This window comes from Rhodoferax sp. (assembly GCF_010365055.1).
Taxonomy (GTDB): Bacteria; Pseudomonadota; Gammaproteobacteria; order Burkholderiales; family Burkholderiaceae_C; genus Rhodoferax.
Map to the genome: position 1 here is coordinate 106,681 of NZ_JAAFHA010000004.1, position 25,154 is coordinate 131,834.

24 protein-coding genes are annotated in these 25,154 nt (G+C 60.9%); 7 read left to right on the forward strand and 17 right to left on the reverse strand.

Annotated features, from left to right (window positions below; all coding sequences use genetic code 11):
- Positions 1-47: 47 nt before the first annotated feature.
- From GZ093_RS02125 to GZ093_RS02150, 6 genes are all read right to left on the reverse strand, one after another.
- A complete protein-coding gene (locus GZ093_RS02125; protein WP_296481414.1) occupies positions 48-968 on the reverse strand; it encodes a DUF4238 domain-containing protein in 921 nt (306 codons plus the stop codon).
- Between the two features lie 100 nt (positions 969-1,068).
- Complete coding sequence (locus tag GZ093_RS02130) at positions 1,069-1,707, reverse strand: hypothetical protein (RefSeq protein WP_296481416.1); 639 nt, start codon at positions 1,705-1,707, stop codon at positions 1,069-1,071.
- A gap of 826 nt (positions 1,708-2,533) precedes the next feature.
- Positions 2,534-3,670, reverse strand: coding sequence for a quinolinate synthase NadA (gene nadA, locus GZ093_RS02135; RefSeq protein WP_296481418.1), 1,137 nt, complete (start codon positions 3,668-3,670; stop codon positions 2,534-2,536).
- Positions 3,671-3,712: 42 nt separating this feature from the next.
- Positions 3,713-4,591, reverse strand: a complete 879-nt coding sequence (nadC, locus tag GZ093_RS02140) for a carboxylating nicotinate-nucleotide diphosphorylase (protein ID WP_296481420.1) — start codon at positions 4,589-4,591, stop codon at positions 3,713-3,715.
- Between the two features lie 129 nt (positions 4,592-4,720).
- Positions 4,721-5,209, reverse strand: coding sequence for a DUF1854 domain-containing protein (locus GZ093_RS02145; RefSeq protein WP_296481422.1), 489 nt, complete (start codon positions 5,207-5,209; stop codon positions 4,721-4,723).
- Entirely contained in the window at positions 5,206-7,506 is a 2,301-nt protein-coding gene (locus tag GZ093_RS02150) for an ABC transporter ATP-binding protein (RefSeq protein ID WP_296481424.1), read from the reverse strand. The genes GZ093_RS02145 and GZ093_RS02150 overlap by 4 nt, the downstream gene beginning before the upstream one ends.
- A 147-nt stretch (positions 7,507-7,653) precedes the next feature.
- Here GZ093_RS02150 and cphA (GZ093_RS02155) point away from each other — a divergent pair, with 147 nt between their 5' ends.
- Together cphA (GZ093_RS02155) and cphA (GZ093_RS02160) are read left to right on the forward strand one after the other, a co-directional pair.
- A complete protein-coding gene (gene cphA / locus GZ093_RS02155; protein WP_296481430.1) occupies positions 7,654-9,819 on the forward strand; it encodes a cyanophycin synthetase in 2,166 nt (721 codons plus the stop codon).
- 4 nt (positions 9,820-9,823) lie between these two features.
- A complete protein-coding gene (gene cphA / locus GZ093_RS02160) occupies positions 9,824-12,400 on the forward strand; it encodes a cyanophycin synthetase (RefSeq protein ID WP_296481433.1) in 2,577 nt (858 codons plus the stop codon).
- Positions 12,401-12,439: 39 nt separating this feature from the next.
- Here cphA (GZ093_RS02160) and GZ093_RS02165 read toward each other — a convergent pair whose 3' ends face one another.
- The 4 genes from GZ093_RS02165 to GZ093_RS02180 all read right to left on the reverse strand — a co-directional run bounded on the left by GZ093_RS02165 (position 12,440) and on the right by GZ093_RS02180 (position 14,919).
- Positions 12,440-13,507, reverse strand: coding sequence for an NAD(P)H-dependent glycerol-3-phosphate dehydrogenase (locus tag GZ093_RS02165; protein WP_296481436.1), 1,068 nt, complete (start codon positions 13,505-13,507; stop codon positions 12,440-12,442).
- A gap of 51 nt (positions 13,508-13,558) precedes the next feature.
- Complete coding sequence (gene secB / locus GZ093_RS02170) at positions 13,559-14,029, reverse strand: protein-export chaperone SecB (protein ID WP_296481441.1); 471 nt, start codon at positions 14,027-14,029, stop codon at positions 13,559-13,561.
- 181 nt (positions 14,030-14,210) lie between these two features.
- Entirely contained in the window at positions 14,211-14,471 is a 261-nt protein-coding gene (grxC, locus tag GZ093_RS02175; RefSeq protein WP_296481444.1) for a glutaredoxin 3, read from the reverse strand.
- Positions 14,472-14,511: 40 nt separating this feature from the next.
- Positions 14,512-14,919, reverse strand: coding sequence for a rhodanese-like domain-containing protein (locus tag GZ093_RS02180; RefSeq protein WP_296481447.1), 408 nt, complete (start codon positions 14,917-14,919; stop codon positions 14,512-14,514).
- A gap of 104 nt (positions 14,920-15,023) precedes the next feature.
- Between GZ093_RS02180 and gpmA the strand changes: the two genes are divergently transcribed.
- From gpmA to moeB, 3 genes are all read left to right on the forward strand, one after another.
- The gene (gene gpmA / locus GZ093_RS02185) at positions 15,024-15,767 is read left to right on the forward strand and encodes a 2,3-diphosphoglycerate-dependent phosphoglycerate mutase (protein WP_296481449.1); all 744 of its coding nucleotides are present in this window, start codon (positions 15,024-15,026) and stop codon (positions 15,765-15,767) included.
- Positions 15,768-15,895: 128 nt separating this feature from the next.
- The gene (locus tag GZ093_RS02190; protein WP_296481452.1) at positions 15,896-17,368 is read left to right on the forward strand and encodes a S41 family peptidase; all 1,473 of its coding nucleotides are present in this window, start codon (positions 15,896-15,898) and stop codon (positions 17,366-17,368) included.
- 10 nt (positions 17,369-17,378) lie between these two features.
- A complete protein-coding gene (gene moeB / locus GZ093_RS02195) occupies positions 17,379-18,131 on the forward strand; it encodes a molybdopterin-synthase adenylyltransferase MoeB (protein WP_296481454.1) in 753 nt (250 codons plus the stop codon).
- 10 nt (positions 18,132-18,141) lie between these two features.
- Here the strand turns inward: moeB and GZ093_RS02200 are convergent, their stop codons facing one another.
- Entirely contained in the window at positions 18,142-18,672 is a 531-nt protein-coding gene (locus GZ093_RS02200; RefSeq protein ID WP_296481458.1) for a thermonuclease family protein, read from the reverse strand.
- A 180-nt stretch (positions 18,673-18,852) separates the two neighbouring features.
- On the opposite strand from GZ093_RS02200, the gene GZ093_RS02205 reads away from it, so the two are divergent.
- Together GZ093_RS02205 and GZ093_RS02210 are read left to right on the forward strand one after the other, a co-directional pair.
- Complete coding sequence (locus tag GZ093_RS02205) at positions 18,853-19,623, forward strand: GGDEF domain-containing protein (RefSeq protein ID WP_296481584.1); 771 nt, start codon at positions 18,853-18,855, stop codon at positions 19,621-19,623.
- Between the two features lie 2 nt (positions 19,624-19,625).
- Positions 19,626-20,462 carry a MinD/ParA family protein gene (locus tag GZ093_RS02210; protein WP_296481460.1) on the forward strand — a complete coding sequence of 279 codons (837 nt, stop codon included), beginning with the start codon at positions 19,626-19,628 and terminating at the stop codon, positions 20,460-20,462.
- On the opposite strand, the gene GZ093_RS02215 is transcribed toward GZ093_RS02210, so the two are convergent.
- The 6 genes from GZ093_RS02215 to nudB form a co-directional block, all read right to left on the reverse strand.
- Complete coding sequence (locus tag GZ093_RS02215) at positions 20,446-21,327, reverse strand: DUF429 domain-containing protein (RefSeq protein WP_296481463.1); 882 nt, start codon at positions 21,325-21,327, stop codon at positions 20,446-20,448. The two genes, GZ093_RS02210 and GZ093_RS02215, sit on opposite strands and share 17 nt — an antisense overlap.
- A 49-nt stretch (positions 21,328-21,376) precedes the next feature.
- Complete coding sequence (locus tag GZ093_RS02220) at positions 21,377-21,799, reverse strand: BLUF domain-containing protein (protein WP_296481466.1); 423 nt, start codon at positions 21,797-21,799, stop codon at positions 21,377-21,379.
- Positions 21,800-21,801: 2 nt separating this feature from the next.
- Positions 21,802-22,530 carry a GTP cyclohydrolase I gene (gene folE / locus GZ093_RS02225; protein WP_296481469.1) on the reverse strand — a complete coding sequence of 243 codons (729 nt, stop codon included), beginning with the start codon at positions 22,528-22,530 and terminating at the stop codon, positions 21,802-21,804.
- A 78-nt stretch (positions 22,531-22,608) separates the two neighbouring features.
- The gene (gene clsB / locus GZ093_RS02230) at positions 22,609-23,844 is read right to left on the reverse strand and encodes a cardiolipin synthase ClsB (protein WP_296481472.1); all 1,236 of its coding nucleotides are present in this window, start codon (positions 23,842-23,844) and stop codon (positions 22,609-22,611) included.
- 17 nt (positions 23,845-23,861) lie between these two features.
- On the reverse strand, positions 23,862-24,620 hold the full coding sequence (locus GZ093_RS02235; protein ID WP_296481476.1) for an endonuclease/exonuclease/phosphatase family protein: 759 nt from the start codon (positions 24,618-24,620) through the stop codon (positions 23,862-23,864).
- Entirely contained in the window at positions 24,617-25,096 is a 480-nt protein-coding gene (nudB, locus tag GZ093_RS02240; RefSeq protein WP_296481480.1) for a dihydroneopterin triphosphate diphosphatase, read from the reverse strand. The genes GZ093_RS02235 and nudB overlap by 4 nt, the downstream gene beginning before the upstream one ends.
- Between the last annotated feature and the right edge of the window lie 58 nt (positions 25,097-25,154).

Here is a 25,154-nt window from a genome sequence, read left to right on the forward strand (position 1 = left end):
ACCGGCCTCGCGCGGCTTTTCGCGCGAGGTCCATGTGCATTGCAGGGTTAGCCCTCACAGCGGACCTCCCGGATGCTGCCCCTATGCCAAACGGCGAAGCTTTCGACTGCGGAGTACACCTGACGCTCGGCACTATTCACCAAGCGCTGGTTCATGATTGCCACGTTTAAGGGTCGGCAAGTCACAACTGGCTTTAGCGGGGTCTCATATACACCGTAGAAGCCAACTCGCCTTCCAAGGGGGAAGAAGACTTCCGTTTCGCGCAGCCCGTAGCCGACGTGCCCTTCGCGATCACCTTTCCAAACCAACGTAACCGGGTGATCCGCGCAAATGAACTCCGGACCCTCTGGCGGCGCAACAAGCACCGACCAAATTCTCTGACCCAGAATCGGCAAAATCTTGTCTAGCGCGTTGAATTCCGTGCGTAAGTTGCCTTCGGGGTGAAACACAAAGTTGTAGTTTCCTCGCTCCACAAAGGACTTGAACTCCTGGAACGACACATTAGGATACTGCTCGCCCGCGTCTTTGGCCTTTTGCATGTGCCTGTCCCACAGCTTCTTGTCCGAGGCGAGCAAGTCGGCGATGATTCGGAAGGTTTGCTCCCGTGATCGATTGAACGACCCGCGAAGTCGCGGATTGCGAACTGCAAGTAGGGCCAGCAAGTTCAGGATGAGATTCCAGTCACTGTCGCTCGGGAAGCTTTGAGTTTCAACGACCCGACGAATTGCATCGATCGCATTTCCTTCAAAGGGTGCGAGTCCGTTCTCAACTGCATCGGGCGAGTGACCTTCAATGTCCACGCGGTTGAAGTCCCGCTCGGCCGCAACATTTCCCGGCGAGGTACGAAATGCACGGCTACTCTCCACATCCAGGACAAAGAATTGACCGTCTTTCCTGCCTGTTGTAGTGAATGCGGCGAGATAGGCCTGCGGAACGTAATGGTGCTTGCGCGCAACGGACTTGGCCATGAGGTCTAAAGTTGGACTTGACCGGCGCACAGGAGACGCGTGCGCGCCTCGCGAGGAAGGACGTATTTGTCCGCGTCGAAGTATTTGATATATGGTGTCGTCACTCCGTGCTCCCTGTTGTTACCAAAGCCCAGTGCGCCTTGTGAAACTCATAGATCCAAAGGCTGCTGTTCACGTCCTCGGCCGCTACCCCGTAACGATAGACACAAGCTCCTTTCCCAATAGCTTCGACGTTCAGCATTCGAATTTCGTCGGTGTCCAGATTAGGGGTACCGGCAAGCATAGTCGCTGAGACCGGAATCGCGGCGGGAAGAATGAGCCCAGTGTGAAAGAAGTACAGGCCGCGTGTTGTTCGTTCGAAGACACGCTGATACGTGCCAAACGGGACATGAAAAGACAGCCGGTTCGTCGTACTCCCATCTTCTTCACAAACTTGGATTTCGCGTGTGTTGGCAAGAAAGGACTTGCGCAGCTTGAGCTTTCTGGTGATCGTGCGATAGGCGCCACCGTCCCAGAGCGCAGCCGACGCGGGATTCTGTTTGCCAATTTGGGCGCTGATGTAGAAACGAACGTCCTCGTCATCAGAGGACGCACCGTTGTTGCAGATGCTGCACGCCGGAACTGTGCGCAACTGCGCGTCTTCCACACCTTTGAAGAAACACTTGGGCGGAACGTGATCAACCGTCTCTGCGGGCCTGACTCCACAGATCACGCAAACGCAGCTCTTCGGTGGCTGCATGACGCGCTATCCGATCATTTTGAACGACTTGGTGATATGGCCTGGGAGTGCCATAAAACCGTCTTTTGGTGCCATGATTTTGCGAAGCACGAGAGCTGATTGAGTCCTGATAGCAATTGGCACTGCCGTAAGATTAGCTTTTTTGGCGATTCTCTATTACAACGTCTGGGGTCTTTTCGTAGCGTTGTCTTTTGAATTCCGGATCGTCAGCCCGTAAGCATCGGAATGTTAGTTCTGTTTTTGCCATTCCGTCTGAGAACGTAGTTCCGGCACTCCGCTCGTTGAGTACAAAAACCTCCGTGCCACGCTTTGAACACTCGTCTCCGGCTTCTTGATACGCAATTTTCTTAGTGGCTGGAATGCCCCCCTTGCCAAACGATGCTTCCGTGGAGATCGAAAACGTATCTGGACCCATCTTCAGCACGCCCGAAGAATTGGAGCAAGCAGTGATGGCAAGAGTGCCAAAACAAATGACTGACAACTTTATATTCATCTGGTTCCCTGGAGTTGTAGGTTGTCAAGTTTATCTTGATCAAAATGTAGACAGAACGCGGAACCGGAATCACTTGACGCGTCAGACAGAAAACTCAACTTTCTAAGTGAGAAAACGCAAAATAAGTTCGTTGAATTTGACTTCCACCAACCTGCCGTTCGTGGTGGTCGGCTCCCGCTGCAGACCTGTCCTTCGCGGGCATCAAAAACTTGCTTCGTTAACCAAGGAAGTCGCCCGCAGAGATTGGGGTATGTGTCTCCGCCGATTTCTGGGCGTTTGACAGCGTGAGGCCGGGGCCCATGCCCCAATCTCTGGCCTCGCGGACAGCGCCGACTACGCCGCCCCAATCAGCGGCACCAGACTCCCAGCATCTCGCCCGCCTTTGAGCGCCGCCGTAAACGCCAACATCCGGTCAATCGGGATGCGAGCCCGCAGGCCCAATGCGGGGTCGACGTGAACCTCATTGGCGCCGGTCTCCAGCACGCGGGCCACATCAAACAGGCTGTTCATCGCCATCCAGGGGCAATGGGCGCAGCTCTTGCAGGTGGCGCTGTTGCCGGCGGTGGGCGCTTCCAGAAACAGCTTGCCTGGATTGAGCGTGCGCAGCTTGTGCATCATGCCGCTGTCGGTGGCGACGATGAATTCCTGGGCCTCCATCTCATGCGCCGCTCTGAGGATGGCCGATGTGGAACCCACCGCGTCGGCCAGCGCCACCACATCCGCCGGTGACTCGGGGTGCACCAGCACGCGGGCAGCCGGGTGCTCCTTCATCAGTGCCTTGAGCTCAAAGGCCTTGAACTCGTCATGCACGATGCACGAGCCGCCCCACATCAGCATGTCGGCGCCGGTTTCACGCTGGATGTAGCCCCCCAGATGGCGGTCGGGCGCCCACAGGATTTTGTGGCCCTTGTCTTTGAGCGCACTCACAATCTCCAGCGCGCAGCTCGACGTGACCAGCCAGTCGGAGCGCGCCTTGACGGCGGCGCTGGTGTTGGCATAGACCACCACCGTGCGGTCCGGATGCGCGTCGCAAAAGGCGCTGAATTCATCCACCGGGCAACCGAGGTCAAGCGAGCAGGTGGCGTCCAGGTCGGGCATCAAGACCCGCTTTTCGGGCGACAGGATTTTGGCCGTCTCACCCATGAAGCGCACGCCCGACACCACCAGCGTCTGCGCCGTGTGGTCGCGGCCAAAACGGGCCATCTCCAACGAGTCGCTGACCAAGCCGCCGGTTTCTTCGGCCAGGTCCTGCAAATCAGGATGCACGTAATAGTGCGACACCATCACGGCGTTCCTTTCCTTAAGCAGGCGGCGGATTTTGCTTTTCAGCGCGGCGCGCTCGACCGGACCGGGTTCAAGCGGCACCCGTGCCCAGGCGTGTTTGGTGGCACATACCGCGGCTCCAGCTGCGGCATCCCGCTGCGGCTGCTCGTAGTCAACTTCTTTGACCGTGTCCGTGGCGTTCGTCATGGCAACTCCTGTTTATCAAAATTAATAGCACCCTACGCAGACTCAGAGAGGGCTAGAAGCAAAACGCATTGAAAAATCAATGGCCTTGACGTCCTTGGTCAAGGCGCCGATGGAAATACGGTCCACCCCGGTGGATGCAATGGCGCGCACGGTCGACATAGTCACGCCACCCGAGACCTCCAGCACGGCCCGCCCGGCGTTGAGCTGCACCGCGTCCTGCAACTGCGCCAGGCTCATGTTGTCGAGCAGCACCATACCGGCGCCAGCGTCGAGCGCCTCTTTGAGTTGCGCCAGGGTCTCCACCTCAATCTCGACAAACTTGGCCTCGGGCGCCAAGACGGCAGCGCGGCGCAGCACCTTGGCGACACCGCCGGCGGCGGCAATGTGGTTCTCCTTGATCAGCAAGGCGTCATACAAACCCAGCCGATGGTTGGTGCCGCCACCGACGCGCACCGCATACTTCTGCGCCAGCCGCAAGCCCGGCAGGGTCTTGCGCGTGTCCACAATCTGCGCCCGGCTACCGGGCACACTCTGCACCGCGGCCACATACTCTGCGGTCTTGCTCGCCACGGCGCTGAGCAACTGCAAAAAATTGAGCGCGGTACGCTCGGCCGTGAGCAGCGCACGGGCCGACCCTTCAATTTCCAGCACCACCTGGTCGGCCACGCAGGCTTGCCCCTCCTGCACGCGCCAATCAAGACGCACCGTCGGGTCAAGTTGCTGCAGCGCCGCTTGCGCCCACGCCGCGCCACACAGCACAGCCGCTTCACGCGCCAGGATGTGCGCCCGGGCGCGCCGGCTGGAGTCGATCAGACCGGCGGTCAGATCGCCCGCGCCGACATCTTCCTGCAACGCTCGGGCGACATCGGCGCGGGCCAGTTCGGCCACGGCCGGGTCAGAAAAATCAAAATAGGGGGTCATAGCAGAAAGCCCAGCAGCATCAATCCACGGAGATCATTCAGGGTCAAGGCGGGCTCCTTCAACATTAAAAACATATTATTAAATTAATAGCTACTCACCCATATAACACGGGGGCTAGAAGCCAATATCTTATAAAAAACGGTCCAAAATCTTCTGACTGTCCTTGGTCAGGTTGGCGCGGTCACGGATCAAAAACTGGATGCCGTGCGAGTCGGTCACCAACAAAATGGTGGGACCGACGCGGCGTATATCCTCATCGCCACGCAGCACAAAGCGCGTGTCGCCGCGGTCGGTCTGGACCTGCCAGGTGCATGGCGTGGAAAAGCTGGTGACACTGTCAATGTTTAAGATTTCCGGCATGAATTCGCGCGTTGCCAGCTCTTCGCGGATCAGGCTCTGCGCCGGCTCGGGCAGCTTCGCCAGGCGCTCAATCCACGCCACCTCATGGCCATCGGTGTGCACCAGGGCAATGCCGTCGTCGGGCGACTGGATCGGGAATGCCCGCACCGGCACCACGTTTTCAAACACCTCACCCGCGGCGGTCGTCAGAACAAGCCGTCCGAACGCATTGCGGCTCAGCTGAAAACTCAGGCTGGTCACGGTTGGGGTGTCGTTCATTTGTCGTCTTTCACGTTATCGACCCTGACATTGCGTCTTCTATCATCGTCCATGTCCACATCCATGTTGCGCGCCTGCGCTTGATACAGGTTGAAATACGCCCCTTCGCGCGCCATCAGGTCGTCGTGCGTGCCCACTTCCACGATTTCGCCCCGGTCCAGCACCACCAGCCGGTTGGCGCGGTGCAGGGTCGACAGGCGGTGGGCAATGGCGATGGTGGTGCGCCCTTGCACCAGATTCTCCAGCGCCTTCTGGATTTCTTTCTCGGTCTCGGAGTCGACCGACGAGGTCGCTTCGTCCAGGATCAGGATGCGCGGGTCAATCAACAGGGCACGCGCAATCGAGATGCGCTGGCGCTCGCCGCCGGACAAGCCCTGGCCGCGTTCCCCCACCATCGAATCGTAGCCCTGCGGCAGGCGCAATATGAATTCATGCGCGTGCGCGGCACGCGCCGCTGCAATGATCTCGGCCTGCGTGGCGTGCGGCTTGCCATAGGCAATGTTGTCGGCAATGGTGCCGAAAAAGAGAAACGGCTCCTGCAGCACCAGTCCGATATTGCGGCGAAAGTCGGCGATGGGAAAGGAGCGGACATCAACACCATCGACCCGGATCGAGCCTTCCGACACATCGTAAAAGCGGCAGATCAGGTTCACCAGCGTGCTCTTACCGGAGCCGCTGTGACCGACCAGGCCGATCATCTCGCCCGGCTCAATGACCAGATTGATGCCCTTGTTGACTTCGCGGTTGCCATAGCGAAAACTCACGTCGCGCAACTCGATGCGCCCTTCAACGCGCTCCAGCTTCACGGGCTGGGTCGGCTCGGGCACGCTGGAAACGTGGTCCAGAATATCAAAAATCCGCTTGGCCGCCGACGCTGATTTTTCGGTCACCGACACGATGCGGCTCATCGAATCGAGCCGGCCATAGAAGCGGCTGATGTAGGCAATGAAAGCCATCAGCACACCGACCGTGATGTCACCCTTGGACACCAGCCAGATGCCAAACGCCCACACCACCAGCAGCCCCCACTCGGTCAGCAAGGAGACACTGGGCGAAAACAGGGACCATATCTTGTTGATGCGGTCATTCACCGCCAGGTTGTGCTTGTTGGCTTCGCGAAAGCGCGCCGCCTCGCGGTCTTCCTGGGCAAAGGCTTTCACCACGCGCACGCCGGGAATGGTGTCAGCCAGCACACTGGTGACTTCGGACCAGACCCGATCAATCTTCTCGAAGCCGGTTTGCAGCCGAAAACGCACCGAGCGGATCATCCAGACGATGAACGGCAGCGGCACCAGCGTGACCAGTGCCAGCCAGGGGTTGATGGAGATCAGGATCACTGCCGTCATGATCAGCATCAGGATGTCGGAAGCAAAGTCGAGCAGGTGCAGCGACAAAAAGACGCAAATGCGGTCGCTCTCGCTGCCGATGCGCGACATCAAATCACCGGTGCGCTTGCCGCCGAAATACTCCAGCGACATGCGCAGCAGGTGCTCATAGGTGGTGGTGCGCAGGTCGGCCCCGATGCGCTCGGACACCAGCGCCAGGATGTAGGACTTGGCCCAGGACAGCCCCCAGGCCAGCAGCGCCGAGCCGAACAGCCCGGACAGGTAGAGCGCCACCAGCATGGGGTCGATGTGCTGGCCGTTTTGAAACGGAATCAGCACCTCGTCCATCAAGGGCATGGCCAAGTAAGGCGGCACCAGGCTGGCCGCGGTGCCCAAGAGCGTCAATACAAAACCGGCGAACAGCTGACCGCGATACGGCCTGGCAAAGCGCCAGAGCCGAAACAGCGTGCGGGTCGACGGCGGCGTGTGGATGACTTTGGTGCAGATCGGGCATTGGTCCTGATCGGGCGCCAGCGGCGCCTTGCAGCTGGGGCAACGACGCCCCTCAAGCAGCGCTGGCGGCAGCCCGGTCACGGCACTCTGGGCATTGATCTGAAATTGATCCAGCAAACGGATCGCCTGCAGGTTGTGCCCCAGCGTGAAAGACCAGGCAGCCAGGCGGCCCTGTGCGTCATTCAGGGCCAGATGGCCGACACCTGCGTGGTCATGGTGCGTGAGCAGCAGCCCAGGCCGGTACACCCAAACCTGCCAGCTGCCATCCGGCGCGCGACTCAGAATGCGCTGGTTGGTGACCAGCACCAGACCATCAACAAAAGAAAGTTTGTGGTCCAGGTCCACCTGCAGCAGGGCTGAAACGTTCTCACCAGCTTGGAGTTGCGTTTTAACCTGTGCCCGCCAATCCTCCGAGAGGTCGTTCAGCAAGGTTTCAGAGGCGGGGATTTGTTTTGTCATTGGGGCCACAGGATTCTGCAGGTTAACGGGCGGCTTGCCGGTCCGGTTGACAGCCCCATGGCGAAGCGGTGCCAGGATTGAATTGCAATAGACTCGAGGACATCAAGGTTGATACCGACTACGGGCTTACCCAAAGTATTTAGATTCATGACGAAGAACATTCAATTGCTGCGGGTAACTCATCTGCGCGGCCCCAATATCTGGACTTACCGTCCGGTCATCGAAGCCTGGGTCGATATCGGCGTACTCGAAGACTATCCCTCCAACACCATCCCCGGATTTTATGAGCGTTTGACCGCCATGCTGCCCGGCCTCGCAGTGCATCGCTGCGGCATCGGTGCGCCAGGCGGATTTTTGGAGCGCTTGCGCGAGGGCACCTGGGTCGCCCATATTCTGGAGCATGTGGTACTCGAGCTCCAGAATCTGGCCGGCATGCGCACCGGCTTCGGCAAGACCCGGCAGACGTCGGTGCGGGGCGTGTACAAGATGGCTTTCCGCACGCGCCAGGAACAGGTCGGCCGTGCGGCGCTCGAGGCGGGCCGCGATCTCGTCATGGCCGCCATCGACGGCCAGCCCTATGACATGGCGGCGGCCGTGGCCAGGCTGCATGAGCTGGTTGATTCGCTGTGCTTAGGGCCCAGCACCGCGCACATCGTGGAGGCGGCCACCGAGCGCGGCATTCCCCACCTGCGCCTGTCGGACGGCAATCTGGTGCAACTCGGTCATGGCGCGGGCCAGCGCCGCATCTGGACGGCAGAGACCGACCAGACCAGTGCCATCGCCGAAGAAATTGCCAGTGACAAGGATTTGACCAAGTCCCTGCTGCAGTCATGTGGCGTGCCGGTGCCGCAAGGGCAGGTGGTCAACAGCGCCGAAGAGGCGTGGGAGGCCGCGCAGGACATCGGGCTGCCGGTCGCCCTCAAACCCTATGACGGCAACCACGGGCGCGGCGTGTCGCTGGACCTGAACAACCAGAAAGACATCGAAGCGGCCTTTCTGCTGGCGCAGCGCAAAGGCGGCGGCAGCGTGATCGTCGAGCAATTTATTTCGGGCAACGAGCATCGCCTGCTCGTGGTTGGCAAGCGCGTGGTGGCGGCGGCCCGTGGCGAAACCGCCTGGGTCACGGGCGATGGACGGTCCAACATCATTGAACTGGTCGACCGCCAGATCAATACCGACCCCCGGCGCGGCACCGGCGAAGACGACCCGCTCAACGCGCTGGCGCCACAGGACGGCGCCGAGATCATTCTGGAGCTCGAACGCCAGGGCTTCACCGCGTACTCGGTGCCTGCCGCGGGTGACAAAGTCCTGATTCAGCGCAATGGCAACGTCGCCTTCGATGTCACCGACGACGTCCATCCGAGCGTGGCCGCTACCGCCACTCTGGCGGCACGGGTGGTGGGGTTGGATGTGGCGGGTGTGGACCTGGTCCTTGAAGACGTCTCCCGCCCCATGACCGAACAGCGTGGTGCCGTGATCGAGGTCAATGCCAGCCCGGGTTTGCTGGCCCACCTGAAACCTGCCAGCGGGCAGCCACGCCCGGTCGGCAAGGCCATCGTCGAACACCTGTTTGGCGTTGACAAGAACGGCCGCATTCCCGTGGTGGGCGTGACTGGCAGTCAAAACACCACGCGCATTGCGCGCCTGATCGCCTGGCTGCTCCATATCAACGGCAACAAAGTGGCACTGGCCTGCCGGGATGGCTTTTATCTGGGTGCGCGCCAGGTTGAAGCCCATGACAGCACCCACTGGGAGGACGCGCAGCGCCTGCTCATCAACCGTGCGGTGGAGGTGGCCGTTTTCGAGAACGACAGCCGCATGATCCTGAGCGAGGGCCTGGCCTATGACAAGTGCTCGGTCGGTGTGGTGACCGATGTCAATGGCTTTGAGACTTTGACCGAGTTCTACATTGATGACCTGGACAAGCTCTCCAACGTGGTGCGCACCCAGGTCGACGTGATCCTGCCGCACGGCACGGCTGTCCTGAATGCGGCCGACGCCCGCGTGGTGGCGATGGCTGAGCTGTGTGATGGGGAAGTCATTTTTTACGGAGTCGATCCACAACTCGACGCCATCGGCCGACATCGGGCTGATGGCAAGCGGGTGGTCTTTGTGCAGAACCGGCAGATTGTTCTGGCCCAGGGCATGGAACAGGTGGCGCTCGTGTCCATGGCCGCCATGAAACCGACCAAGACGGAGAAACCCGACATGCTGATGGCGGCGGTGGCCGCGGCCTGGGCCGCAGGCGTCGCCCCCGAACTGATCGAAGCAGGCCTGCGCGCCTATGAATCTGACCCAAAAAAGAAGCACTGATTTTATGGACGTCTCACGCATCCGCGCCCTGCGCGGCCCCAATCTCTGGAGCAGCCACACCGCCATCGAGGCGGTGGTGACCTGCACGCCGGCCGAGTGCGACATCGGCAACTGCGACGGTTTTGAGAGGCGCCTGCGGGCACGCTTTCCAGATCTCAGCACCTTGCAGCCGACGGGGCACAAGGTCGCCGTGCCGATGGCCCATGCGCTCGAAGTGGCCGCGCTGGATCTGCAGGCCCTGGCTGGCTGCCCCGTGACATTCGGCCGCACCACGGCCACCACCGAGCCCGGCGTCTACCAGATTGTGGTGGAGTATTCAGAAGAAGCCGTGGGTCGGCTGGCCTTGGAGCTGGCGCAAGCCCTGTGCCAGGCCGCGCAGGACGACCGCCCGTTTGACCTGCCACAAGCGCTGCAGCAACTGCGCGAGCTCGACGAAGATGTCCGCCTGGGGCCCAGCACGGGCGCCATCGTCCAGGCGGCGCTGGCCCGCAACATCCCCTACCGGCGCATGACGACCGGCAGCATGATCAGTTTTGGCTGGGGCAGCAAGCAGCGCCGCATCCAGGCCGCTGAAATGGACAGCACCGGTGCCATTGCGGAGGCAATCGCCCAGGACAAACAACTGACCAAAAAAATACTCGCCGCCGCCGGTGTGCCGGTCCCCCAGGGGCGCGAGGTCGATACACCGGAGGATGCCTGGGCGGCCGCCTGTGACATCGGTCTGCCGGTGGTCCTCAAGCCCAAGAGCGGCAACCAGGGCAAAGGGGTGAGCGTCAACATCAGCTCGCGCGAACAGCTGCTGGCAGCCTACACAGCGGCCGCCGAGTTCGACGATGACATCCTGGTCGAGCGCTACCTGCCGGGTAACGACTTTCGCCTGCTGGTGGTGGGCAACAAGCTGGTGGCGGCCGCGCATCGCGACCCCGCCAACGTGGTGGGCGATGGTCAGCACAGCATTGAGGAACTGGTGGCAAAGGTCAACCAGGACCCGCGCCGCGGCACCGGCCATGCCACCGCACTGACCAAGATCCGCTTTGACGATATTGCGTTGGCGTGCCTGGCCGGCCAGGGTTTAGGGGCCGAATCGGTGCCGCCCAAGGGCCAGCGCGTCCCGCTGCGCCACAACGCCAACCTCTCCACCGGCGGCTCCGCCACCGACGTCACCGACAGCGTCCACCCGGAAGTGGCCGCGCGCGCCGTCGCTGCGGCGCAGATGGTGGGCCTGGACATCTGCGGCGTGGACGTGGTCTGCAGCAGCATCCTGCACCCGCTCGAAGAACAGGGCGGTGGCGTGGTCGAGGTCAATGCCGCGCCCGGTCTGCGCATGCACCTGTCGCCGTCCTACGGCAAGGGCCGCCCCGTGGGCGAGGCCATCATCGACTGCATGTTTGGCGCGCAGGAGAACGGTCGTATTCCCCTGGTGGCCGTCACCGGCACCAACGGCAAGACCACCACCGTGCGAGTGATCTCCCACCTGCTGACGCAGAACGGCCTGCGCGTCGGGATGACCAACACCGACGGCGTCTACGTCGCCGGTCAGCGCATCGACACCGGTGACTGCAGCGGCCCCAAAAGTGCGCGCAACGTGTTGCAGCACCCTGACGTGGATGCGGCCGTGCTGGAGACGGCCCGCGGCGGCATGTTGCGCGAAGGGCTGGCCTTTGACCGCTGCGATGTGGCGGTCGTCACCAATGTCGGCAGCGGTGACCACTTGGGCCTGAACTACATCACCACGGTTGAAGATCTGGCCGTGCTCAAGCGCGTGATCGTGCAAAACATTGCCCCCAACGGCGTGGCGGTGCTCAATGCCGCCGACCCCGTCGTGGTGGCCATGGCTAGGTACTGCCGCGGTTCCGTGACCTTCTTTGCCATGGACCGGCATCAGCCGGTCATGGCCACGCACCTGGCACAGGGGCGGCGCGCCATCTACGTGGACGGTGACCGCCTGGTGGCGGCCGAGGGCAAGGTTCAGCACCAGATGGCGCTGTCAGACATTCCCATCACCCATCGGGGCAGCATCGGGTTCCAGGTCGAGAACGTCATGGCGGCGGTCGCGGCGGTATGGGCGCTTGGGGTGACGTGGGACGCGATCAAACAAGGCTTGGCCAGTTTCGTCAACGACAGCGACAACGCCCTGGGCCGCTTCAATCTGTTCAGCTACCGCGGCGCGACGGTCATTGCCGACTATGGCCACAATCCGGACGCCATTGCTGCGCTCGTTCAGGCGGTCGAAAGCATGCCGGCCAAACGCCGCACGGTCGTGATCAGCGGCGCCGGCGACCGCCGTGACGAAGACATCCGCCAGCAAACAGAAATTCTTGGTAGTGCATTTGACAACGTGGTGCTGTACCAGGACCAGTGTCAGCGCGGGCGCGCCGATGGCGAGGTGCTGGCACTGCTGCGGGCGGGCCTGGCGCAGGCGACGCGCACCCAAGACATCGCGGAGATTCAAGGGGAGTTTCGCGCCATCGATGCCGCGATGGACACCTTGCGCGAGGGCGATCTGTGTTTGATTCTGGTGGATCAGGTCGAGCAGGCGCTGGCGCATATTGCCGCGCGCATCAACCAAGACGAGCGTTGACCGGAAGGTGGCGTCAGCGTTGAGTTGACGCCAGGTCCATCAACACCAGGCTTGTTCGCTGGCCGGATCACGGCCCATGAGGGCGGCCACAGCCTGCACCGGCTTGACCTGCCCGTCGAGCAGAGCCAACACCGCCTGCGCAATCGGCATCTCCACGCCCAGACCGGCCGCGCGTTGCACCACGGTTCGGGCGGAATAGACGCCTTCGGCCACATGGCCCAGCGACGCCACCGCCTGCGACAAAGACTGGCCTTGCGCCAGCGCCAGACCGACCTGCCGGTTGCGTGACAGATCGCCGGTGGCCGTCAGCACCAGATCGCCCAGACCGGTGAGGCCCATGAAGGTTTCGACCTGCGCGCCCAAGGCCACCCCCAGACGCGTCATCTCGGCCAGGCCACGGGTAATCAGGGCGGCCCGGGCATTCAAGCCCAGACTCAAGCCATCGCACAGGCCAACCGCAATGGCCAGCACGTTCTTCACCGCCCCGCCCACTTCGACGCCCACGATGTCGTCATTGGCGTAGACCCGCAGCGTCGGGCTGTGAAAAGCCGCCACCAAGGTGTCGCGCACCACGGCATGCGCACTGGCGGCCACTAGCGCGGTCGGCTGGCCACGCGCCACTTCCAGCGCGAAGCTCGGGCCGCTTAAGCCTCCGGCTACTAAATCAGGAGCTACTTGCGCTTGTATCTCGTGGGCTAGCAGCCCAAAAGTCCCTGAAGACTGCGCAGCCTCAAAGCCTTTGCAGAGCCAGGCCACCGGCACACGGCGGTGGCGCAGCTGCGTCAACATGGTGCGCAAACCGGCCATTGGCGTGGCCAGGACGACCAAATCAGCGTCGTTGACCAATGCGCCAAACGAGTCCGGGGCCGCGGGATCGAGGGCCGCCAAGTGGGAGGCGTCAGGCAAACGCGCTGAGCTGATGCCCAGCGCCGCTGGCAAGCTGATGCCCGGCAAGTAGCGCACATTCTCCCGGCGGGCCCGCATGACGTCGGCTTGCGCCGAGTCGCGCGCCCAAAGTGTGACGGTGTGCTGGGCCGCCGCGTTGCCGCAGGCATTGAGCGCCAACGCCGTGCCCCAGGCACCGGCGCCAAGAACTACTATTTTCATAGCTGCTTACGCAATGAATACGAGGGCTAGAGGCCTAAAACCTATATATTTTTACTGGATGACGGTAGGGGTCTCAACCTCAGCGGCGGCGGCCACCTGTTGTTGCTGTTGCTGCTCGAACATGGCCTGGAAGTTGATTTCAGACAGGTGCACCGGCGGAAAGCCACCGCGCTGGATCAGGTCGGCCACGTTGCCGCGCAGATAGGGGTAAACGATTTGCGGGCAGGCAATGCCCATGATCTGGCTCATCTGCTCTTGCGGCAAGTTGCGAATTTCAAAAATACCGGCTTGTGTGGCTTCCACCAGAAACACGGTCTTGTCCTTGATCTTGGTTTGCACCGTGGCCGTGACGGTGACCTCATACACGCCGTCCGCCACGGGCCCGGCGTTGACGCCGAGCTGAATGTCAACCGTGGGCGACTCCTGCTCCAGCAGAATGCCGGGCGAATTGGGTTGTTCCAGCGACGCTTCCTTGAGGTAAACGCGCTGGATCTGGAAAACGGGAGCTTGCTGGTCGGTCATGGGAATTCCTTACTTGATGGTTGGTGGTGGACAGCGCTGGCCCGGCGACCGCCGGGTGACGGTCTGTTGCGCAAGATTTCAGTTAAAACAAAGCCCGCTGCCTGACGGATTGAGCGGGCCAACGAAGGGGAACGGCAGCCATTATCTCAGGTGAAGATCAGGGCACCGGCTGCACAAAACGTCAGGCAGCATTGAGCAAGGGCAGCAAGCCACCCTGCGCGTCCAGCGCCATCAGATCATCGCACCCCCCCACATGGGTCTGACCGATAAATATCTGCGGCACGGTGCGCCGGCCGGTGCTTTCCATCATCTGGGCGCGCGCCTGTGGATCGGTGTCGATGCGGATTTCTTCAATTTGGGCCACCCCTTTGGCTTTGAGAATCTGCTTGGCACGCGTGCAGTAAGGGCAGACGGCGGTGGTGTACATCTTGACGGTTTGCATGGGACTCATCTTCTTTAAATCAGGTTCACGTTCTGGTTGATCAGGATTTTTCAAGTGGCAAATTGGCGGCGCGCCAGCCACTCAGACCGCCCGCCAAGGACTGCGCCTGCGCATAGCCCAGCTTGTGGGCGATCGCCACGGCGCGCTTGGAACGCGCGCCCGACTGACACACCAGAATCAAGGGCAGCGCCTTGTTCTTCACCGCAGCGGGCAATTTTTCTTCCAGCTGGCCCAAGGGAATATGCTTGGCGCCAACGATATGCGCCGCGGCAAACTCATTGCCCTCGCAGACATCAATGACCACCGCCTTTTCGCGATTGATCAGTTGCACGGCACCCGTCGCAGTCAAAGAGCCGCCGCTGGCGCCCTTGAGCACCGGCCAAAACAGCATGGCGCCCGAGGCCAGCGCGACCGACATAATCATCCAGTTATCGAGAATAAACTTCACTTTAATCCTTGTAGAGAGCCGTGGGTAAAGGCGGCATTTTAGAATGACGGGGCGCGCAAGGTATTTGCCCTGCGTTTTGCCCTTGTCTGAGCCCCAACCACACCATGTACAAACTCGTTCTCATCCGCCACGGCGAATCCACCTGGAATCTTGACAACCGCTTCACCGGCTGGACCGACGTTGATTTAACCACCACTGGCATCGAGCAGGCCAAGAACGCCGGACGGCTGCTCAAGGCCGAAGGCTATGAGTTTGACATTGCCTACACCAGCGTCCTCAAACGCTCTACCCGCACCCTGTGGCATGTGCTCGACGAGATGGACCGCACCTGGATCCCGGTGGTCAACAGCTGGCGACTCAACGAGCGTCACTACGGCGCCTTGCAGGGGCTCAACAAGGCGGAAACCGCCAAACAATATGGCGACGCCCAGGTCCTGGCATGGCGGCGCAGCTACGACACCCCGCCACCTGCACTGGAACCGACCGACCCGCGCAGCGAGCGCGCAGACCCGCGTTACGCCCGGCTGCCGCAGGACCAGGTGCCCCTGACCGAGTGCCTGAAAGACACCGTGGCGCGGGTCCTGCCGTTCTGGCACGAGGCGCTGGCGCCCGCCATCAAAGCGGGCAAGCGCGTCGTGGTGGCGGCGCACGGCAACTCGATCCGGGCGCTGGTGAAGTACCTGGACAACATCTCCGACGACGACATCGTGGGCCTGAACATTCCGAACGGCATTCCGCTGGTGTATGAACTCGACGAGAACCTCAAACCGATTCGCCACTACTATCTGGGCGACGCCGAGGCTGCGGCCAAAGCCGCTGCCGCCGTGGCCTCGCAGGGTAAAGCTTGAGTAAACGGGGAACCTCACACTGTGAGATTCGTCAAAGCGTGTACATTGGGAAATTTTGAAATTTTTGCGGCACTGACTGCGGTCACGCGGGGCGAGCAAGCTCTATCCCGAACTGAATTGAGGAATATATGGGTCAAAAACTGAAAATCACCGGTTGGATTTCAATTGGTGTCATGGCGGGCGCATTGACCACCGTGTCGTTGCAGACGGTGGCGCGTGGCGCGCTCACTCCCTTGCCGCTGGAGGAGCTGCAGCAATTGGCGGCCGTTTTTGGCATGGTGAAGAGCAATTACGTCGAACCCGTGGACGACAAGAAGCTCATCACCGATGCCATCGCCGGTATGGTGGCAGGGCTGGACCCGCACTCGGTCTATCTCGACAAAAAGGCGCTGAAGGACTTCAACGAAGGCACGACCGGCAAGTTTGTCGGCGTCGGCATCGAAATCTCGCAAGAAGATGGCGTGATCAAGGTGGTGTCGCCAATTGAAGGCTCGCCCGCGTTTCGGGCGGGCATCAAACCCAACGACTTGATCATCAAGATCAACGACACCCTGGTCAAGGGCCTCTCGCTGAGCGAAGGCGTCAAGCGCATGCGCGGCGAGCCCAATACCAAAGTGCTATTGACGATTTTGCGCAAGTCTGAAAATCGAACGTTCACGGTCCCGATCACGCGCGAGGAAATTCGTACCCAGTCGGTGCGCAGCAAGGTGATTGAGCCGGGTTACGCCTGGATTCGCCTGAGCCAGTTCCAGGAGCGCACCGTGGCCGACTTCGCGCGCAAGGTGGAAGAAATTTACAAGCAGGAACCCCATCTCAAGGGCTTGGTGCTGGACTTGCGCAATGATCCAGGCGGCTATCTGGACGCCGCGGTGGCCATTTCGGCGGCATTCTTACCCGCCAATGTGACGGTGGTATCGGCCAACGGCCAGTTGGCCGAGAGCAAGTTCACCTACAAGGCGGCGCCCGAGTATTACCAGCGCCGTGGTGGTGCTGATCCGCTCAAGCGACTGGCTGACGTAACCAAGGGCGCACTAAAAAGCGTGCCGCTGGTGGTGCTGGTCAATGAAGGCTCGGCCTCAGCCAGTGAAATCGTCGCCGGGGCGCTTCAAGATCACAAGCGAGCCAAGCTGATGGGCAATCAAACGTTCGGCAAAGGCTCGGTGCAAACCGCAGTCTGCCTGGACTCCGGATTTCGCATGGACAACTGCCCATCGGCTGCCCTGAAGCTCACCACCAGTCGTTACTACACGCCCAGCGGCAGCTCGATTCAAGCCAAGGGGATCGTGCCCGACGTCATGCTCGATGAAACCGAGGAAGGCAATCTGTTTGCTGCGCTGCGCACGCGCGAGGCGGATCTGGAAAAACACCTGAGCAACGGCCAGAGCGACGAACAGAAAACTGCCTTCAGCGAGAAGGAGCGGGAAGAGGCGGTTAAAAAACTGGAAGAGGAGCTCAAGAAACCGCTGGCCGAGCGCAAGTTGCCGGAGTACGGGACCGACAAGGATTTCCAACTGCTGCAGGCCATCAACCAGCTCAAAGGTCAGCCGGTGCTGGTCAGCAAGACCTTGGTCGAGCGCCCGGAAGAAAAGAAAGAAGAATGAAAATCGGCGCATGACGGACGAGCAACTGCTGCGCTACTCGCGCCACATCCTGCTGAACGAAATCGGGATTGAGGGCCAGGCGCAGATTATGGCCAGTCGTGCCCTGATCGTGGGTGCGGGTGGTCTGGGCTCACCGGTTGCCCTCTACCTGGGGTCAGCGGGCGTCGGCCACATCACGGTGGTTGACCACGACAACGTGGACATGACCAATTTGCAGCGGCAAATCGCGCATACCCTGGCGCGTGTCGGCCAGCCCAAGGTGCTGTCCATTCAGGCCGCCATCGCAGCCATCAATCCTGACGTGCAGGTGACGCCGGTCGTGGCACGCGCCGATGCCGAACTGCTGGACACCCTGGTGGCGCAGGCCGATGTCGTACTGGACTGTTCAGACAACTTTGCCACGCGCCACGCCATCAATGCGGCTTGCGTGAAACACCGCAGACCGCTGGCATCGGGTGCGGCCATCCGCTTTGACGGCCAGGTCTGTGTCTATGACCCGCGCGACGTGAATTCCCCCTGCTATGCCTGCGTCTTTCCCCCGGACAACAGCTTGGAAGAAACGCGCTGCGCGACGATGGGCGTTTTTGCCCCGCTGGTGGGCATCATTGGCTCCTTGCAGGCGGCTGAAGCGCTCAAATTACTCAGCGGTGCCGGGCGCCCCCTCACCGGGCGTCTGTTGATGCTCGATGGCCGCTCCATGGAGTTCACGGAAGTCCGTGTGGCACGCCAGGCCAGCTGCGCCGTTTGCGGCGGTATGCGCTGACACGCTGGGGTTAGCGCGACGCCGCATGACAAGAACCGTGGCGCCGGCGGAAATCACGCGGCAATTCGGCGGCGTCCGCGGCAAACAGTCCCAAGCGCGATTGCCTTGCAAGGGCCTCTTCAGCGGCGTAGGGCCCCAGGTCGCGGCGCCAGCGATAGGACCAGGCCTGGCCGGCCTGCACCATCTGCCGACCCAAGTCATGCTCATCAATTTGAATGCGCGCCAGGCCTCGCCCGTAGTCATCATGGCGCCGAATCGTTACCTCGACGTGCCGGTGCAGCACCCGCTGCGCCAGCACTTCGCGCGCGACCTGTCCACCGGTTTGGCAGATCTCAGGCGCGTCGATGCCGTCAATGCGCAGCTTGCGTGGCGGGCCCCCTGCGCCCGGGCGAACCCAGAGCGTGTCACCGTCCGAGACATGGGAGACTCTGCCAGCAAAGACTGATTTCGCCTGGGCGCTACTGGCTGCAAGAAAAATCGCCACCAGCAAAAAAAAATGGAAAGGCCTTGTCAGTCCCTGGCGCAAGAATGTTCGATGCATTCGGTCGATTGTCAAGGCAACAGGTTCAAAGGCCGCGACCAGGCCCTGCCGCCACCAAAGAAGCCCCGCTATTGGCCAGTAAAGACTGTGAACTTTTGGTCATTGGTTGAAAAATGTTCCTGTTAGACTGGTTTGCTATCACATTCATATTGTTCCGTGACTTCTGAAACTGTATCCGCCATGATCGATCTGCATGACTTGCGTCTGGATGATGCACGCGCCCTGCTGGCGCACGATGCGTCGGACAGTCTGCCCGAGCCAGATGAATCCCGCACCCAGTATTTGCAGAGGGTCATCGACAAGTTGTGCGAACTGTCCCTGAAGGACCCGCTGACTGGATTGGCGAACCGACGTCATTTCCGCAATGTGCTGGCCCGCGAAATTGACGCCGTGGCCCGTTCAGGAGAATCTGCCTTGCTGTTGATGATGGACATTGATCATTTCAAGAACGTCAACGACACCTATGGCCATTTGGCGGGCGACCGGGTGCTGCAGGCCGTTGCCAAAGCCCTGGCGTCCTGCGTGCGACCGATGGACACCGTGGCGCGTTACGGCGGCGAGGAGTTCGCCGCGATTCTGCCCAACTGCCCACCGTCGTTTGGGAAAATCGTGGCGGAACGAATCCGGGCAACTGTCGGTTCCCTCAATGTGTTGGTGGCGCCACTGATAAGTCTGCAGGTCACGATCAGCATCGGGGGCGCCTATGCACCCGAATGGGTTCGCTCCACCACCGCCTTGTGGACCGATCGGGCTGACATCCAGCTCTATCGAGCCAAATCGGAGGGGCGCGACCGCGTTTATATTGACCAGCAGCCGGAGATCGCCGTGAGTGCGGAAGAGAAAAATATGTTGTTTGGCCACCTTTCCATTGGAAACCCGGCCTGGCTGCAGAGTGTTTCGAATGACGCGTCGGTTGGTGCAGCAGACAGCGCAATGAAGAGGTTGAACTGATGATGAGCGACGTCCTGAATCCTCCACAAGACAATGTGGCCGCGCCCACCGTGCCGCTGAAGCCCCTGGGCAAGGTGCTGGCGGTGACCAGCGGCAAAGGCGGCGTTGGCAAGACCTTTGTTTCGGCCAATCTCGCCGCAGCGCTGGCCAAGCGCGGCCACCGGGTGCTGGTACTCGACGCTGACCTGGGTCTGGCCAATCTGGATGTGGTGCTGAACCTGTACCCCAAAGTCACCCTGCACGATGTGTTTACCGGCAAGGCCAAGCTCGAAGACGCCATCGTGCGGGCGCCGGGCGGTTTTTCGGTCTTGCTGGCAGGCTCCGGCATGGTGGAGTACTCACGCCTGACCCCAGAAGTGCGCGACGACTTCCTGCGCATCATGAGCGGGCTGATACCGCATTACGACATCGTGCTGCTCGATACCGGTGCTGGCATCTCTGATGTCGTGCTGTTTGCCGTCTCCCTGGCCTCCGAGGTGCTGGTGGTGGCCACACCCGAGCCGACCTCGCTGACCGACGCCTATGCCACCATCAAGGTGCTTGTTGGGCAACAAAAACGCCAGACCATTCGCATGGTCATCAACCAGACGGCGCGTCTGGGTGACGGGCGTGCCATCACGACCCAATTGCAGCAGGTGTTGGACCGATTTGTGGTGACCGAACCAGGGCGTCCGATTCGCCTGATTCATCTCGGCGACATACCGTCCGACCCCTCGGTGCGCCAAGCGGTGATGCGTCGCCAATTGCTGATGCAATCGACGCCTGGCTGCCCCGCTGCCATGGCAATTTCCCAGCTGGCCACCAAGCTGGAAGACACCATCATCAAGCAGCAGGCATAGCACCGTCACGACTGACGGTGACGATCCACCCCTCCAGCGGGTCCAGATCAGCCGGCAAGCCGTAGCCGGCGTCACCTTGGGCATGTCGCGCCTGCGCCCAAGCCGCCTGCGTCAGGCACAGCACCGCATCCAGCGTATCTCCACTGGCATCATCCACCAGCGCGTCGCGCTGGGCGTGGGTCAGTTTGAGTCGCAATCCGAGTCGGGTCTGGCCATGCTCCAGCGCCGTGATCAGGTCTTTGCGGGCAATCAGGCGCTCTGGCGTTTGCCGGGCCTTGTCGTCGCTCTTGTAGCTGCGCCGGCCGACAACCTCGCGCGCCAGCAAACCCGGATAGGCTTCCAACGCCACCCGGCGCGCTTGGCCATGCGCGTCGACATCGTTGGGGTCGCCCGCGTGCAGTCCCGGCAGCTGGACGCCAGCCGCGAGGAATAGCGGGACCCCGGCATGCAGCATGTAGGCCACTGGCGGGTTGACCCATTTCATGGAGGGACTGGAGCCGGCCGGAAGGTCGGTCGCCCGGTGGGCAAATTTGCCACCTGCGGGGCGGGCAGCGCAGAACGCAGCAAATGTGTCGCGGATTTGCCCTCGACTCAAGGTCGCGTAGTGGCGCATACACGCTTCCCACTGCGTCGGCCAGGCTAGGGTCTGGACCAGCTCACGCGGCAGACCAAAGGGCAGGTCAAACGCACCGACCCAACTCAGGGGTTGCTGCAACCAGCAGGCGAACGCATCCAGCGATTCCAGTCGCTCTAGTTTCAATAGCTGAACGCGCCCGGATTGCAGGGCCCCAAAGGCCAGAATGATTGGTTTTTTACGAGAGGGACGGCTTGAAAAGTCGCACCCTAACAGCACCGTTCCCGTCACAAAACAGCCAAGTTACGCGTTGCGCGCAACCAAGGACTCGTCAAAAAACTCAAGCACGCCCGATGATGCAGGCGGTGGCCATTAATTCTTCCAACAGTGCCAGCGACACCGTGCCCGACACTGAATACGGATTCAACTCCGGCTTTTCAGCATACTTCAACAAAATGGAGGCGTTGATCTTGGACATGTTGACCTGCCCCATGGTCCAGCCGCCAAAGCGGCGCTCGGGTATTTCTTCGTAGTGCAGCAGAACCACATCGTGATGTCGGGTGTCTTTCTGAATGTGGCCATACAGCTCGCTCACGGCCATGCGCCCACCTTCAATCGCCTGCAGAAAGATGCCGCCGCCGTAGCAAAGGATGCCGGTGATGCCGCACTCCGGGTTGTGCTGGCGCGATTTCAGCAGAATGGCCTCAATGGCATCCGGACTGGTGTCAACGGCGCGGCTGGCGTAAAGCAAACGAACCAACATGATCAGCCTTCTTTCTTGGGAATAAGCGACAGGAATTCACGGCGCAGATTGGGATCCTTGAGAAAGCTGCCGCGCATGACTGAATTGATCATCTTGCTGTCCATGTCCTTGACGCCACGCCAGCCCATGCAGAAGTGGCTGGCCTCCATCACGATAGCCAGACCGTCAGGCTGGGTTTTTTGCTGAATCAGGTCGGCCAACTGGACCACTGCTTCCTCCTGAATCTGCGGTCGGCCCATGACCCACTCGGCCAGGCGCGCGTACTTGGACAAGCCAATCACATTGGTATGTTCATTCGGCAGTACGCCAATCCAGATCTGGCCGATGATCGGACACAAGTGGTGACTGCAGGCACTGCGCACCGTGATCGGGCCCACAATCATCAACTCGTTGAGGTGCTCGGCGTTGGGAAACTCGGTGATGGTGGGCGCGCTGACGTAGCGTCCATTGAACACCTCTTTCAGATACATCTTGGCGACCCGACGCGCCGTCTTGTCAGTGTTGTGATCATGCTCCGTGTCAATCACCAGGCTGCTCAGCACGCCTTTCATCTTGTCTTCTACCTCGTCGAGCAACTGCTCCATCTCACCGGGCTCGATGAAATCGGCAATGTTGTCGTTGGCATGGAAGCGCTTGCGCGCCGCCAGCAGTCGTTCCCGAATTTTGACGGAGACGGGCGTACCCTCATCGACATCGCTTGGATTCATGGTGATTTGGCTTTTCATTAACATGGAAGAATGGTAGCAGCGTTTTACTTAGAGAGTTTTTGGCCGGTAGACCTCATCCACTCAGCGTAACATGCTATTTTTTTAATAGCGTTTCCCATTCAGGAACAGCAGGATGCGCATGATGCCCAATGCCACGCGGTCCAGAAAGCGCTGGCGCCACGGCCGGTTGGCATAGGCGCCAGGGTCCACGCGTACGCCATCCTGGACCATGGCATGCTCAAGCCGCGCGCGCAAATCCTGCGCGAAGGGCACATCGTCTACGACCACGTTGGCCTCACGCGCCAGCAGCAAACTCAAGGGGTCCAGGTTGGAAGAGCCGACCGTGGCCCAGTGAGAATCAATGACCGCCACCTTGGCGTGGAGAAAACTGACCGAATACTCATGGATTTCAACACCCGCCGCCAACAGCGCACCGTAGACCGAGCGCGCCGCGTGGTATTGCATGAAGTACTCGTAACGCCCTTGCAGCAACAGCCGCACCCGCACCCCGCGTTGCGCAGCATGCACCAGTGCCTTGCGCAGTTTGCGGCCCGGAACAAAGTAGGCATTGGCAATGATGATTTCAGTGCGGGCGGCACCAATGGCTCTTCGGTAGGCCCGCTCAATCCGGGAACGGTTTCGCACATTGTCACGCAGCACCAAGTCGGCGTTGGTGCTGTAACCCACCTCACCCCTGGTCCAGGCACCCGCGTCGTTGGATGCGTCAGAATCCGGATCGGACTTCAACTTCAGCTTCACCGCTGTCTGTAGCGCCACCCAGGCGGCGGAGAAATCGCTTTGGCGCATGGTACTGGCGACCTGAGAGCGCCACCAGAACTGCACGCACGCCTCATGGACCGCCTGTACCAACGGACCCGTCACCTGCACGGCAAAATCAAAACGGGGCGCCCTCAAAGTGCCATGGTTGGGGTCATACCAATCATCAAGCACGTTGATGCCACCGCAGAAGGCCACCGTGCCATCGACCACACACAGTTTGCGATGCAGGCGCCGCCAGCGACTCGGAATCAGCAGACCGAACCGCCCCAGCGGCGAGAAAATGCGCCAATTGACCCCCGCAGCATTGAAGCGGGACACCCATTGCGCCGGAATGCGCGGCGTACCGACGCCGTCCATCGCCAGGTACACCGCCACGCCGCGCCGGGCGGCGCGCTCCAGCGCCATGGCCACACTTTCACCGCTGGCCTCAACACTGAAGATGTAAGTCTCCATGCGAACTTCATGGGCGCTGCGCTCAATCGCCCGAACCATCGCCGGAAAAAACGCCTGCGCACCCTGCAGCAGAACAATCTGGTGACCGGGTCGGGGTTGTGGCATGGCTTTCGGAGATGCCGCTACGAGCGGCCCCGCAAGGGTTCAGTTTCCGGCAAACCGAACTCGGCAATCAAGGGCAAATGGTCGGACATGCGCGACCATATGCGACCACGGGGCACCTGCACCCCCAGCGGCACCAAACCCCTGGCGTAGACATAATCCAACTGCGCCAGCGGCAGCCGGGCCGGAAAAGTCGGCTGACGCGGGCCGGTGAAGGCTTTCAAATCTGTCGCATCAAGCGCCCGCTGCACCAGGTTTCCCCAGCAATTGAAATCTCCGGCCACCAACAGCGGCGCTGCAGGAGGTACTTCGCGCTCAATAAAGCGCTGCAACTGCGCAATCTGACGTGTGCGACTGGCCTTGATCAGCCCCAGATGCACCACCACAACATGCACGGCGTGGCCATGCACCAGCACCTCGGCATGCAGCAAACCGCGCTGTTCGAAACGGTGATCGGAAATATCTTCCTGCTGATGTCTTGCCACCGGCCAGCGCGACAACATGGCGTTGCCGTGCTCGCCATGCCGGGTAAACGCATTGGTGTGATACACCGCCTCGTAGCCTTCCGGTGCCAAAAAATCTGCCTGCGACAGCGCGGGCCAGCGCTCGAAATGCTGCGCCTCGCGCCGGTTCAAGAGCCGGACCTCCTGCAAGCAAACAATGTCCGAATCCAACTGCTCGACCGCATGACCGAGGTTGTGAATTTCCAGCCGACGTTGCGGGCCAATGCCCTGCACGCCCTTATGAATGTTGTAGGTGGCGACGCGCAAAATATTCATGCCAAAGCCTTTGTATCTGCCAAGCTGGACAGCAGCAAGCAAGCTTCTGCGTTAGAAGGTGAAAAGCAAGTGGCCGCCGCTTGCCGGTAGGGCAGCCACTGGTAGGCCGTATGCTCGCGCGGGCTCAGCCGCACCGGGGTGGCGTGCGGCACCTGCAAGCCAAACAAATGCTCGGTGTTGCGCGTGACGCCGCTCGCGTAACGATGCTGCCAACGGGGATAGATGTCATAGACGTTTTCCAGTCGCCAGTCATGCAGATGAGCGGCCAGCGGCGTACCCGGGCCGCAGTCAATGCCGGTTTCCTCCAGCACTTCACGCACCGCGGTTTGCTCAAAGGTCTCACCTGGCGCGTCTTTGCTGCCGGTCACCGATTGCCAAAAATCAGGCGCGTCGGCTCTTTTGATCAGCAGCACATCGAGCGCCGGGGTGTAAATCACCACGAGAACGGATTCAGGGATTTTGTAGGTTGATGGCATAAAAAAAAGGATGCTTGATCAAGCACCCTTTGATTTTGCCTGAAGCCCGCTTGAGCGA